Source organism: Curtobacterium sp. MMLR14_010, assembly GCF_001865015.1.
Taxonomy (GTDB): Bacteria; Actinomycetota; Actinomycetes; order Actinomycetales; family Microbacteriaceae; genus Curtobacterium.
In genome coordinates this window covers 52,268-64,571 of the sequence record NZ_MJGV01000027.1, presented here as the reverse complement: position 1 = coordinate 64,571, position 12,304 = coordinate 52,268, and the positions used below count along the sequence as shown (strand labels likewise).

At 70.7% G+C, this 12,304-nt stretch carries 12 protein-coding genes and 1 tRNA gene; 9 read left to right on the top strand and 4 right to left on the bottom strand.

The window, feature by feature from the left end:
* The coding region (locus tag BIU98_RS19330; protein WP_175481306.1) for a hypothetical protein at positions 1 to 620 on the bottom strand (620 nt) is incomplete at its 3' end.
* Between the two features lie 37 nt (positions 621 to 657).
* Between BIU98_RS19330 and BIU98_RS19325 the strand changes: the two genes are divergently transcribed.
* The 3 genes from BIU98_RS19325 (at position 658) to BIU98_RS06895 (ending at position 5,613) form a co-directional block, all read left to right on the top strand.
* A complete protein-coding gene (locus BIU98_RS19325) occupies positions 658 to 756 on the top strand; it encodes an LPXTG cell wall anchor domain-containing protein (RefSeq protein WP_175481305.1) in 99 nt (32 codons plus the stop codon).
* Positions 757 to 907: 151 nt separating this feature from the next.
* Complete coding sequence (locus tag BIU98_RS06900) at positions 908 to 5,395, top strand: hypothetical protein (RefSeq protein WP_071273795.1); 4,488 nt, start codon at positions 908 to 910, stop codon at positions 5,393 to 5,395.
* Between the two features lie 130 nt (positions 5,396 to 5,525).
* Positions 5,526 to 5,613: transfer RNA gene (locus BIU98_RS06895), tRNA-Ser, on the top strand.
* Between the two features lie 33 nt (positions 5,614 to 5,646).
* Here the strand turns inward: BIU98_RS06895 and BIU98_RS06890 are convergent.
* Entirely contained in the window at positions 5,647 to 6,648 is a 1,002-nt protein-coding gene (locus tag BIU98_RS06890) for a GAF and ANTAR domain-containing protein (RefSeq protein WP_139200604.1), read from the bottom strand.
* Between the two features lie 373 nt (positions 6,649 to 7,021).
* Here BIU98_RS06890 and BIU98_RS06885 point away from each other — a divergent pair, with 373 nt between their 5' ends.
* The 3 genes from BIU98_RS06885 to BIU98_RS06875 are packed head-to-tail and all read left to right on the top strand — an operon-like array spanning position 7,022 to position 9,051.
* Positions 7,022 to 7,672, top strand: a complete 651-nt coding sequence (locus BIU98_RS06885; protein ID WP_071273789.1) for an SDR family oxidoreductase — start codon at positions 7,022 to 7,024, stop codon at positions 7,670 to 7,672.
* Positions 7,673 to 7,729: 57 nt separating this feature from the next.
* Positions 7,730 to 8,350, top strand: a complete 621-nt coding sequence (locus tag BIU98_RS06880; protein WP_071273786.1) for a TetR/AcrR family transcriptional regulator — start codon at positions 7,730 to 7,732, stop codon at positions 8,348 to 8,350.
* Positions 8,347 to 9,051 (top strand): hypothetical protein, encoded by a 705-nt coding sequence (locus BIU98_RS06875; RefSeq protein ID WP_071273783.1) that lies wholly within the window; start codon positions 8,347 to 8,349, stop codon positions 9,049 to 9,051. Before BIU98_RS06880 ends, BIU98_RS06875 begins: the two co-directional genes overlap by 4 nt.
* A gap of 22 nt (positions 9,052 to 9,073) precedes the next feature.
* Here the strand turns inward: BIU98_RS06875 and BIU98_RS06870 are convergent, their stop codons facing one another.
* On the bottom strand, positions 9,074 to 9,502 hold the full coding sequence (locus BIU98_RS06870; RefSeq protein ID WP_083393046.1) for a BLUF domain-containing protein: 429 nt from the start codon (positions 9,500 to 9,502) through the stop codon (positions 9,074 to 9,076).
* 64 nt (positions 9,503 to 9,566) lie between these two features.
* Positions 9,567 to 10,043: a GtrA family protein gene (locus BIU98_RS06865; RefSeq protein WP_083393045.1), complete on the bottom strand. Its 477-nt coding sequence runs from the start codon at positions 10,041 to 10,043 to the stop codon at positions 9,567 to 9,569.
* Positions 10,044 to 10,097: 54 nt separating this feature from the next.
* On the opposite strand from BIU98_RS06865, the gene BIU98_RS06860 reads away from it, so the two are divergent.
* The 3 genes from BIU98_RS06860 to BIU98_RS06850 all read left to right on the top strand — a co-directional run bounded on the left by BIU98_RS06860 (position 10,098) and on the right by BIU98_RS06850 (position 12,219).
* Positions 10,098 to 10,814 (top strand): histidine phosphatase family protein, encoded by a 717-nt coding sequence (locus BIU98_RS06860; RefSeq protein ID WP_071273777.1) that lies wholly within the window; start codon positions 10,098 to 10,100, stop codon positions 10,812 to 10,814.
* A 116-nt stretch (positions 10,815 to 10,930) separates the two neighbouring features.
* Complete coding sequence (locus BIU98_RS06855; protein ID WP_071273774.1) at positions 10,931 to 11,458, top strand: DUF3090 domain-containing protein; 528 nt, start codon at positions 10,931 to 10,933, stop codon at positions 11,456 to 11,458.
* Positions 11,455 to 12,219 carry an SCO1664 family protein gene (locus BIU98_RS06850; RefSeq protein ID WP_071273771.1) on the top strand — a complete coding sequence of 255 codons (765 nt, stop codon included), beginning with the start codon at positions 11,455 to 11,457 and terminating at the stop codon, positions 12,217 to 12,219. The genes BIU98_RS06855 and BIU98_RS06850 overlap by 4 nt, the downstream gene beginning before the upstream one ends.
* The last annotated feature ends 85 nt before the right edge of the window (positions 12,220 to 12,304 follow it).

Genomic DNA, 12,304 nt, shown 5'->3' with positions numbered 1-12,304 from the left:
GCTGCTGAGGCGGACAACTCCACGGACACCAACGCTGGCGCGTCGGTCGAGGGCACCTCGAACACGGAGGCGTCATCGAAGTCCGCGGCGACTGCGGATGCGTCGAAGAACGCGTCGCAGGATGCTGGCGCTGATGTGAACGGGACGCCGAACTCGTCCTCCAGCTCGAGTCCGAACGCGAACGGCAACCCGGAGTCGTCGTCCAACGCGAACCCGAACCCGAACACCAACGCCTCGGCCTCGGCTGGCGCGTCGGTGCAGGCGGACGGGAACAACGACCCGGCGGCGAAGGCTGCTGCGAAGGCGGCGGCGAACGACGACGCCACCTCGCAGGCGTCGGCTGCCTCGGACGTGACGGCACAGGCCGCGGCGAAGACCGCGGGCAACATGGTCACGACCGCGTCCGCGGATGCGTCGCAGACGGCGTCGTCGAACAAGAACGCCGCGGCGAGCGTCGCTGCGAAGGCTGCATCGAACGCGGACAACTCGTCCTCGACGAACGCGCAGGCTTCTGCTGCGAAGAACGCGAACGCCAGCGCTGCGGCGCAGTCCGCGTCGTCGTCGGATGCCTCGTCCAACGCGTCCGGCACGGCCTCCGGCACCGCGAACGGCAACGCCAACGGCGGGAAGGGTGAACTCGCGTTCACCGGTTCCGACGTGTTGCCGGTCGTCGCTCCACTCGCCGGTCTGCTGGTCCTGCTCGGTGGTGCGCTGCTGTTCATCGCCAAGCGTCGCAAGGCCACGGACCAGGCCTGACCCCTCCGGGTGGGGAGCCCGGCATCCGCCGGGCTCCCCACCCCCCTGGCCTTGAGCGGGCCCACTGCCCACCGCAGCAGGCCCGCTCACCCGCACCGGGCCTCCCGGCTCCACCACCTGACTCCCGCACCACCCCACCGAAAGTGACGACATGAAACACTCGGCACCCCCTGGCGCTCGACGCAAGGGCATCCTCCTGGCGAGCGGCGCGCTCGGTCTGACGACCGCGCTGCTCGGCACCGTCGCGGTCTCCGCCGCGACCGTCCCCTCCGTACCTGACACCGTCGAAGCGGTGCGCGACCCCTCGGCGAACGCCGCTGACGTGACTGCGCGTGACCCCGAACTCCTGCTGGTCGAGGACTTCGAGAACGGCATGGGCACCACTCCCAAGCTCATCAGCGACTACACGGGGACGGGAGGCCGGACCTACACAGCAGATCCGTTCTGGGTCAGCGCCTCGCAGTGCAACGGTGTCGTGCTCAGCTTCACGAGCACCGACATGCCCGGCTGTCCGACTGGCCCGTCCCAGCAGCTGAAGGCCCTCGCCAACGCGCTCGGGCAGGTCACCGGAACCGATGCTGCGACGAACCACATCGTCAGCGCGTACACGACCTCGCTCGACCCGACCATGGGCAGCGTGCAGCTCGAATCAGTGCAGCCGTACTCCGTCAGCGAGCGCGGTCGTTTCATCTCCTTCGGCGTCAGCGCCGCAGCCGCGAGCTGCTCGATCTCCACCGCTGCTCCGCCGCTGCTCGACTTCTCGTTGATCGACGGCACGGTCGAGCACAAGGTCGCTGACACGCCCATCAACCCGTGTACGGATCGCGGGGCAGATTCGTTCACCGTCGGGACGATCCCGGTGAAGGCCGGGCAGTTCGTGTCCAAGGGCGGTCTCCTGTTCTCCGGTGACACCGTTCGTTGGCAGATGCGCAACCAGCAGCCGACCTCCAACGGCAACGACGGCGCGGTCGACCGCGTGTCGATCCTCGACTCGACGCCGACCCTCACGCAGAGCTTCGCCGGCACGCCGATCGTCGGCGACACCGCGCGTCTGACCTACCGTGTGCTGAACACCACCGAGCACGGGCAGAAGCCCGGCTGGTCGTTCGCGGCGGACCTCCCGAAGGGGCTGTCCGTCGCGGCGAAGCCGAACACCGCGACCACGTGTGCGGCGCCGGACGTGGCCGCAGCGGCAGGCGCGACCTCCGTCACGGTGAAGGGCGACCTCGCCGAGGGCGCCGAGGACTGCACGGTGTCCATCGACGTCACCACGACGACGCCGGGGAACTACACCGTCGACACGGGCTCCGTCACCGCGCACGAGGGGCTCGACCTCGCCGGGACGTCCTCGGTCGAGTTCGCTGCGGAGCGCAACTCCCTGACCGTCAGCGGCAGCCCTGTCCTCACAGGCGGCAACGGCGACGCGATCGCGGACCTCGGTGAGCAGGTCGCCTTCCGCTACCGGGTCACCAACGCCGGCAACGTGGCGCTGCACGACGTCGACCTCGACGGCGACGGCTCCTGTGACGTGGCCGAACTCGCCGTCGGTGCGAGCACGGACTGCTCCACCACCGCACGCACCGTGACGCAGGACGACGTCGACGCCGGTTCCATCGACGACCGGGTCGAGGTCGCAGCGCTGTCCCGTCTCGACGTCCCGGTCGCCGGTGTCGGCACCTCGAAGGTGTCGACGACGGAGCAGGTCGCCGAATCCGGCCTGGCCGTCGCTCCGGTCGTGAAGACGAAGGTGGACCCGGGTGTCGGCGGGAAGGTGTCGCTCGGCGTCACCGTGTCGAACCGGGGCAACGTCACCCTGAAGGACACCGAGATCGTGATCGCCGGCGACACCGGCATGACGGTCGAGTGCCCGGCGGGTGCCATCAAGCCCGGCGCCAGCATCGAGTGCGACGTCACGGGTTCGTACACCGTGACGCAGGCGGACGTGGACCACGGTTCCATCGCCTTCAGCGCGACGGCGACCTCGGTCGGCCCGAAGGCCCAGGAGGTCACCGCGACCGCCACGACGACCCAGGCGACCGTCGCGCAGGCTCCGGCCGTCAAGTCGACGCTCTCCGGCAAGCTGTCCGGCAAGGGCGCGCCGAAGGCAGGTGACACGGTCTCGTTCGAGGGGACCGTCGAGAACTCGGGCAACGTGACCGTGCACGACCTGACGGCCGCACTGCCTGGCTTCGACATGCAGGTCGAGGTCCCGTCGGGAGCACTGGCTCCTGGTGCGAAGGCCACCGTCACGATCGCGGACCACACGCTGACGCAGGCGGACGTCGACGCGGGCACCATCACGGTCCCGCTGCACGCCACCGCGGTCGGCCCGAAGGACCAGCAGGTCGCGAGCGACACCGAGAGCACGATCGAGCTCGAGCAGCACACGGCGATGTCCGCGAAGTTCGGTGCGACGCTCGACTCGTCCAGCACCCCGAAGGCCGGCGACACCGTGGCGCTCACGGGTGAACTCACCAACACCGGCAACGTCACGCTCGACGAGCTCGCCGCGTCCATCGTGGACCGCGACGACATCTCGGTCCAGGTGCCCGAGGGGTCGGTCGCCCCGAGCGCCGTCGTCCCCGTGACGGTCGGCTCCTACACGCTCACGCAGGACGACATCGACGCAGGCTCCGTGTCCTTCACGATGCGCGGCGCCGCTGCTGGTCCCAAGGACCAGGTCGCGAACAGTGAAGCCGGCACGATCATCGACCTCGAGCAGGCCGCCGGTGCCGGGCTCTCCCTCGCACCGGTCGTCAAGGCGAAGGCCGACCCGGGCGTGGGCGACGCGATCTCCCTCGGCGTCACCGCGTCGAACACGGGCAACGTCACCCTGAAGGACACCGAGATCACGATCGCGGGCACGAGCGGCATGACCGTCGAGTGCCCGGCGACGATCGCCCCCGGGAAGTCCGTGGACTGCACGGTCGAGGGCTCGCACGAGGTGACCCAGGCCGACGTCGACCACGGCTCGGTCGCCTTCGCCGCCACCGCGACCAGTTCTGCGCCGAAGGGCGTCGAGGTCGAGGTCCGGGCGACCACGACCCAGGCGACCGTCGCACAGGCCCCGTCGGCCGAGGCCGTCCTGACCGGCACGCTGAAGGGCACCGGCATCCCGAAGGCCGGCGAGTCCGTCTCCTTCGAGGGGTCCGTGGAGAACACCGGCAACGTGACGCTGCACGACCTGACCGTCGAGCTGCCCGGTTTCGACATGGAGGTGGGCGTCCCGACCGGTGCACTCGCTCCCGGGAAGAGCGCGACGGTCACCATCGCTGACCACACGCTGACCCAGGCAGACGTCGACGCGGGTGTCATCACCGTGCCCATGCAGACGATCGCCACGGGTCCGAAGGGCCAGCACGTCGACGCGGCGGCGGAGAGCACGATCACCATCGAACAGCGCGCCGGGATGTCGGCTGCGTTCGGCGCCGTGCTGGACGAGTCAGGTCTCCCGGAGGCCGGCGACACGATCACCCTGACGGGCAGCCTCCGCAACACCGGCAACGTCACGCTCGGCGACCTGACCGCGGTGCTGCCCGGCAGGGCCGCCACCGTCGAGATCCCCACGGACGGCCTCGCGCCGGACGAGACCGTGGACCTCGCGATCACTGCCTACACGCTCACGCAGGCCGACATCGACGCGGGGGCGATCAGCTTCCCGCTCCAGTCCGATGCCGTCGGTCCCAAGGGCCAGCGTGCGTCCGCGCAGGAGTCAGCCGACGTCGTGCTCGAGCAGCGGGCACTCGTCGAGTCCGTCCTCTCCGCCCATCTCGAGGAGGCCGAGCACGATGGAGCACCGCGTGCCGGTGACGAGGTCGCGCTGTCCGCGACCGTCCGCAACAGCGGCAACGTGACGCTCGGCGAGGTCGCTGTCGGAACGGATCTCGGTGAACCGGCCACGGTCGGCACCGTCGCACCGGGTACCGACGTCCCAGTCGAGTTCGCGTCCTACGTCCTCACTCAGCAGGACATCGACCGCGGCTCGGTCGGCTTCGACCTCAACGCCTCGGGGACCAGCCCCTCGGGCGGAACGGTCTCGTCGGGCGACCACCGCACCGTCTCGTTGGCGTCCTCGGCCGGCGTGGACATCGAGGGTGGGTACACGGCCTCCGGTTCGACCAGTGCGCTGCGCCCGGGCGACGTCGTGACCGGCAGGTTCCAGATCGCGAACACCGGCAACCGGACGCTCGACCACGCCGAGGTCGAGCAGCAGCTCGGCGACGCAGTCTCCTGCGAGACGCAGGCGCTCGAGCCCGGCCAGGTCGTCGACTGCGAGACGAAGTACACCGTCACCGACGCCGACGCGGCATCGGGGAGCCTGACCTTCACCGCCACGGCGAAGGCTCGCTACACGGCGACCACGGCGTCCGCGGCGTCCGCGGCGACCACGGCGACCACGGCGTCCGCCGACCGCGTCTCCGTGCGGACCGCCTCGGTGCAGAAGCCCATCTGGGTCTTCTCGAAGCAGATCACGAAGAAGTTCGTCGCCGAGCCGGCTCCCCAGGAGCTCGCGTTCACCGGCACGAGCGTCGTCATGATCGGCGTCCCCGTCGCGATCGTCGTGGTCCTCCTCGGCTTCGTCCTGCTGCTCGCAGCTCGACGCCGCCGACAGACGGAGAGCCGTCAGTCCCAGGACTGACCTGACCCGGCAGGCGCCACCGGCAACCCCTCGACCTCGCGGTCGGGGGGTTGTCGCGTTGCGGCGCCCGGTCTGGAGGCTCGGCTAGACTTGCCAGGACTCGGTCACGTCTGAGGGCGGGATCGGTCGGGGAGGGTTGTCCGAGCGGCCGATGGAGCCTGTCTTGAAAACAGGTGGGCAGAGATGTCTCGTGGGTTCGAATCCCACACCCTCCGCCAGCGTGCCGGCTGCCGCGCCGAGCGGAACCGGGATCAGCTGACGCCGTCGAGGCGTTCGCCCCGGTGGATGACGTCCTCGGCGAGTTCCCGGAGCCCACGACCGGCACCGCGCGCGCCACTCCGGAGGGCCTGGAACGCCTCGTCGATCCCGACGCCCTGACGATGGGCGAGCGCGCCCTTGGCCTGTTCGACGGTGACGCGCGCGTCGAGGGCGTCCTGGACCTGTTCGTCGAGGGTCTGCATGCGCCCCTGGTCGCGCTGGCGCACGAGCGCGGCAGAGGCGGCGTCGGCGAGGAGCTGCAGGAGCACGACGTCGCGGTCGTCGTGCCCCTGGTCGTGCGTGGCGAAGACGCAGAGCGACCCGATGGTGGTGCGACGGAGCCGGATCGGTTCGGCGAAGGTGCCGACCATGCCGCGCTCGCGCATCGTCTCGACGAACGCGGGCCAGTCGGCCGCGCGGGTCCTGACGTCCGGCACGTCGATCGTTTCCCCGGTGCGGTAGCACTCCATGCAGGACCCCTCGTTCGTGCCGAGCTGGGCCTCCTCAGCGTCCGTCGACCGCTCGCTGGTGGACGCGATGACGTGCAGGGTGCCGGTCCGGTCGGCCAGGACGATGCCGGCCTCGGTCGCGGACGTGCACCGGACGCAGGTGTCGATCACGCGGTCCATCGCGTCGAGGACGTCGAGGGACGGGTCGAGCACCGCCTCGAGCTCAGCGGCCAGCCCGTCGAAGCCGTCCGGGTGCCGTGTCGAGTCCCGGTGTCGCTCGAAGCGGTTGATCCGTCGCGTGATCTCGGCGACGAAGTCGGTGTCCTCGGGCTCGAGTTCGTCGTCGGGAGCGGGTTCGCTCATCACCGCGATCGCCGGGCCGAGCAGGAGCCCGACACTGGCGGCGGCGCCGTGGGCATCGGCCGTCGGGACGTCGACGAGGTCGGTCGTGCTGTGCTGTGCGAGCACGACCGAGTAGTCGAGCACCGCGTCGGCGATCGAGTCGCCGGTCAGGACGCGGTCGTTGCCGTAGACGAGGTACTTCATGCCCACGACGCAACACGCCCAGTCCCGAGCGGCCCTTCATCGTGGACACGAAACGAACGGACTAGCCAGAGAACGCGCGTTCCCGTTCGGGGGGTTCTGTTCGACACCCCCGACCTGGTTTGCTCTTCGAGTGGCCGGGTGACCGGCCGCAGCAGCCCACGACGACCTTGGTCGGCCGTGTCCGCGGATGCCGTTGGTACCGGCGTCTGCGAGTGTGTTGCCGTGTCGATTCGGGTTCGACACGGGGACACGCGCTGAGTGCGTTGCCGTGTCGATTCGGGTTCGACACGGTGACGCGCTCGATGTCTGTCCGACGCTCCCGAGGGGTCGAGCGGTCATCTGCTGCCGAGGAGCCCCGCGTAGCGTCGAGGCCATGAGCGACATCATCATCTTCGGCGGCCACGGCAAGGTCGCACTCCTCGCGACGCGCATCCTCAGCGACCGGGGGCACCACGTCACGTCCGTCATCCGGAAGGCCGAGCAGGCCGACGAGGTCCGCGCCCACGGGGGCGATCCGGAGGTCGCCGACATCCAGGAGCAGACGATCGCCGGGTTCGAGGACCTGGTCCGCGGACAGGACGCCGTCGTGTGGTCCGCCGGTGCCGGTGGGGGATCCGTGGACCGCACCTGGGCGATCGACCGCGACGCCGCCGTGCTGTCGGTGCAGGCAGCCGCCCGCGCGGGCGTCGAGCGGTACGTCATGGTGTCGTGGTCCGGCTCCGTGCTCGACCACGGTGTGCCCCAGGACGACGACTTCTTCGCCTACGCCCAGTCCAAGATGGTCGCCGACGCGGTCGTGCGCGACTCCGGGCTCGAGTGGACCATCGTCGCACCGAGCACGCTGACCGACGACGAGCCCACCGGCGAGGTCGACTGGGACGGCGAGGCGTCGCAGGTGTCCCGCGGCGACGTCGCACACGTGATCGCCGACGTGCTCGAGACCGGCGGCACTGCCGGCAGCACCTACCGGTTCAACAGCGGCAGCACCCCGGTCGCCGAGTTCCTCCGCGCCGACCAGGCCTGAGCCGCACCGGCACGGGACACCGGGGTCCCCGCGGCCCCGTGCCGGTAGCGTTGACCCGTGCGTGACGTGGGTGGGCCAGGACGACGTGACGTGATCGTCGAGGCGGCGGCCGGGGAGTTCGACCGCGACGGCTACGCGACGGCGAGCATCGCCGGCATCGCGCGGGCCGCGGGCGTCAGTCAGGGGGCGCTGCACCGGACCTTCCCGACCAAGCACGCGGTGGCCCTCGCGGTGATCGACGAGCAGAACGCGCGGACGTTCGCGGCGATGGGGACGGGAGACCCCTCCCCGATCGGGACGCTGGTGCGGGCGTCGCGGGGGATCGCCGACCTGCTGATGCGTGACGTCGTCGTCCGTGCCGGGATCCGGATCTCGCTGGAGCACGGGGTCCTCGCCCGGCAGACCGCGAGCTTCTACGAGCAGTGGATCGCCGGCGTGGTCGACGAGTTCCGGCTCGCGGTCGCCAGCGGTGAGGTCAGCACGGACCTGACGCCCGAAGCCCTCGGCGGGACCGTCGTGCCGTACTTCACCGGGGTGCAGCTCGTCTCGAACGTCCGCTCCGGGCGCGCGGACCTGCTGCCGGTGGTGGCGACGATGTGGCGGGTGCTCGTCCACGCGGTCGTCGACCGGGCGCACCGGGAACGTCTGCTGCGGGTCGTCGACGAGGTGTTCGCATGAGCGGGTCGTCGGCGGCTGGGCGTCGTCCCGGTCGTCGTGCCGGGGCCGTGCGCAGCTCCGGCCGGGGCCGTCTGCGCGGGCCGCTCGGGTGCCTGGTCGGGGTCGCGGCGGTGGTCCTCGTGCTGGCCGTCGGGCTGACCGTGTTCGTCCTCGTCACCCGGGCGACGCGGAACGAGGCGCCGGGGACGGCGTTGACCGGGACCATCAGCCGGGACGTCGACGTGGACGTGACGATGACCTTCCGCTCGCTGGACCGCGCGACCGAGGCGCAGGCGGACGCGTGGGGGCGCGCCGGCATCACGAACGCGAACACGCCGGCGGACGGCGAACCGTACGTGGCCGTGGTCGACGTGGCGATCCCGGCGGGCGCGACGATCGCGGAGGACGACTGGGACCTGTTCGCGTGGACCGGGCGGCACGGGGAGGACGGCCGGGCGCAGGACGTCACGCCGACCCGCGACGCGACGGTCCCCGACGGGTGCGTCATCGACCGGGCGGCGCTCACCGCGGCGCTGGACGACCGGGGGAGCGCCCGGTACTGCGCGCTCATCCGGTCGGACGTCGAGCCGGAGGCGGTCGCCTACGGGTGGCTGTACCGGGAGAGCGGCGTCGGGCGGCGCGGCACGATGTCGGCGACGACGACCTACACCCCGCGGTGGGACGTCGGTGACGTCGGGGTGTGGAGCGGGTCGGCGCGCTGACCGCTCGCCGGTGACCTCCGGGTCAGACGTCGTGGAGTTCGCGGTCCCGGAACCACTTGAGCAGCCATGCGGCGCTCGTGCGGTCGAAGGAGCGCGGGAAGTCCATCGCACCGGAGAGGAACGGGCTGAAGCCCTCGACCTCGTGCAGGTCTGTGTCGTCGAGCCCCCGGAAGGCCATCGACCAGCCGTCGAACCGGCGCCGCTCGATGTCCTCGCGGATGAGCGAGGTGATCTCCAGGTGCCGGGAGTCGCGTGCGATCGCGGCGAAGCGGTCGTCGACGCTCCACGCCGGACCTTCGAGCAGCTGCATGAACCGGCCGCCCTTGGCGACGAGCAGCCCGGAGATGCCCATGGCCTCGTTCCGGAGCCGCGAACCCTTGAGGAGCTCGGCGAGGTCGTCGTCACCGAAGTCGTCGGCAGCGCGACTCATGTAGACGATGGAGACCAGCACGTGCCCATCTTGCCGTGTCCGAGACGGAAAGGGCCCACGCAGAACGGGAAACGAACGAAGTCGCTCAGACGTCAGCGCGCCGGACGAACACCCAGCGGCTCATCGCCCAGTACCGGAAGACCATCGCGATCGCGGTGCCGATGACGGGCCCGCTGACGAAGTCCGCGATCTCCTGCGTCGCCCGGCTCACGTTGGGGACCTCGAGGCCGAAGGCGTACCGCGACAGGTACAGCGGCGCCGAGTTCAGCCCGATGCCGATGGCGCTCACGATCACGAAGTAGAGCATCTCGAGCCCGGTGTGCCGACCACCGCGGTCGCCGAACGACCACTTCTTGTTGAGCCAGTACGACACGACGGTCGCCACGACGGTGCCGATGACGAGCGCGGTGACGGGGTGCTGCGGGATGACGAAGAGCTTCAGGCCGTAGTTGATCACCATCGTGAGCAGGAAGCCGATGCCACCCACGACCAGGAACCGTCCCGCTGAGGGGTACCGGCGGAACAACCGGAGCAGTGCGTCCATCGGGATCAGTATGACCATGGAGGGCCCCGTGGAGCGAATCCGACCCGGCCGCGCGTGAATAGGATCGTGCGCATGGCCACCGTCCTCCTCGTCCGGCACGGACGCACCACCGCGAACGCGACCGGGCTCCTGGCGGGACGGACCGCGGGCGTCGCGCTCGACTCGGTCGGCAAGCAGCAGGCGGCCACGACGGCGGAGCGCATCGGTGCCGTGCCCCTCGCGGCGGTGGTGTCCAGCCCGCTCGAGCGGTGCCGGCAGACGGCCAGAGCGATCACCGCGTTCCAGCAGGGGGAACCGCAGCAGTTCGTGGAGCGAGGCATCATCGAAGCGGACTACGGCGACTGGCAGAACCGGAAGATCAGCGACCTGGCAAAGGAACCGCTGTGGCGCGTGGTGCAGGCGAACCCGAGCGCGGTGGTCTTCCCCGGCGGCGAGTCGATGCAGACGATGCAGTCGCGAGCAGTCGCGGCGATCCGACGGCTCGACGCGCAGGTCGAGGCCGAGCACGGCCCGAACGCGGTCTGGGTCGCGGTGAGCCACGGCGACATCATCAAGTCGGTCCTCGCTGACGCGCTCGGCATGCACCTCGACCTGTTCCAGCGCATCACGGTCGGGCCGGCGTCGGTGTCCGTCGTCCGCTACGGCGAGCACCGGCCCGAGGTCGTCGCGACGAACACCGAGTCCGGCGACCTGTCCTGGCTCGCGAAGGCACCGGCTCCGACCGGCGACGCCGCGATCGGCGGCGGAGCAGGGAACCCGGCGCCCGACGACAGCGCCGCACCCGCCTGACGAGGTCGCGAGGACGGCGTCGCGGACGCGTGATGGTGCCGCGACGACGGTCTCGTTCGGAGACCGGTACTGCCAGACCCTGAACGGGCGCAGGCTGTCGCTCCTACAATGCCGGTATGCCCACCATCGTCCACGGATTCGACTGGCCGGATCGTCTCGTCGTCGGCACCATCGGGCGCCCCGGTGAGCGGAGCTTCTACCTGCAGGCGCGCGACGGCCGCCGGGTGGTGAGCGTCGCGCTCGAGAAGGAGCAGTCGGCGGTCCTGGCCGAGAAGCTCGACGAGCTCCTCGACGAGGTCGCCACGGTGGAGGAGAACCGCTTCAGCGTCCCGCCCACCGTCCCGCGCGAACTCCACGACGTGGACCCGCTCGACCAGCCCGTCGAGCCCGAGTTCCGCGCCGGTGCCCTGAGCCTGGGCTTCGACCCGGCCACGGCACAGGTCGTCATCGAGGCCTACCCGATCGAGGACGAGGTCGAGATCATCAGCGAGGAACCCGGTGAGGACGGCGAGATCGAGGCCGTCGTCGAGATGCCGGAACCCGCCGAACTGCTCCAGGTGAAGATCCCGGTCGGCACCGCCCGGGCCTTCGTCGAACGGACGCGCGAAGTGGTGGCCGCGGGACGGCTGCCCGGCGAGGCATGAGCGAGGCGCCGGACCCTTCAGGCATGACGCTCACGGCCCGCATCCGCGAGGCCTCGAACGCCACGTTCCTCGCGGAACTCGACGGCCACGAGGTCGTCTACAAGCCGATCGCCGGGGAGAAGCCGCTGTGGGACTTCCCGGACGGCACCCTCGCCGGCCGTGAGTACTCCGCGTTCCTCGTCTCCGAGGCCTTCGGCTGGCGCGTGGTCCCACCGACCTGGCTCGGGACGGGACCGCTCGGGCTCGGGATGGTCCAGCGCTGGCAGGACGTCGACCCCGAGCAGGACGCCGTCGACGTGGTCCCGACGGACCAGGCCGAGTCGTCCGGCATGAAGACCGTGCTCGAGGCCATCGACGAACACGACCGCCCCGTCACCCTGGTCCACGAGGACACCGCGGCACTCCGCCGCATGGCCGTCTTCGACGTCGTCGTCAACAACGCGGACCGCAAGGGCGGGCACGTCCTGGCGATGCCGGACGGTCACCGCCACGGCGTCGACCACGGACTCACCTTCCACGTCGAGCACAAGCTCCGCACGGTGCTCTGGGGATGGGTCGACGAGCCGCTCGACGCGGACGAGCTCGCCGGGCTCGAGCGGGTCACCACGGCGTTGCACGGTGATCTCGGCGAGCAGCTCACCGAGCACCTGACCGTGGACGAGATCGACAACCTCGAGGCACGGTGCGCCGCGCTGGCGGCCGTCGGCCGCTTCCCACCACCGGCCGGCTACGGCCCGGCGGTGCCCTGGCCGCTGTTCTGACGCGCTGCGGGCCGGGTCGAGTCTCGGCCCGGCGGACATCCTGCGGGCCGCAACATGCGCGATCTGTCCGCAGGACCGAGTCTCG

Coding starts and splice junctions, on each gene's coding strand:
- BIU98_RS06900 (WP_071273795.1), top strand. CDS start 908: ATGAAACACTCGGCACCCCCTGGCGCTCGACGCAAGGGCATCCTCCTG.
- BIU98_RS06890 (WP_139200604.1), bottom strand. CDS start 6,648: ATGAAGTACCTCGTCTACGGCAACGACCGCGTCCTGACCGGCGACTCG.
- BIU98_RS06885 (WP_071273789.1), top strand. CDS start 7,022: ATGAGCGACATCATCATCTTCGGCGGCCACGGCAAGGTCGCACTCCTC.
- BIU98_RS06875 (WP_071273783.1), top strand. CDS start 8,347: ATGAGCGGGTCGTCGGCGGCTGGGCGTCGTCCCGGTCGTCGTGCCGGG.
- BIU98_RS06865 (WP_083393045.1), bottom strand. CDS start 10,043: ATGGTCATACTGATCCCGATGGACGCACTGCTCCGGTTGTTCCGCCGG.
- BIU98_RS06860 (WP_071273777.1), top strand. CDS start 10,098: ATGGCCACCGTCCTCCTCGTCCGGCACGGACGCACCACCGCGAACGCG.
- BIU98_RS06855 (WP_071273774.1), top strand. CDS start 10,931: ATGCCCACCATCGTCCACGGATTCGACTGGCCGGATCGTCTCGTCGTC.
- BIU98_RS06850 (WP_071273771.1), top strand. CDS start 11,455: ATGAGCGAGGCGCCGGACCCTTCAGGCATGACGCTCACGGCCCGCATC.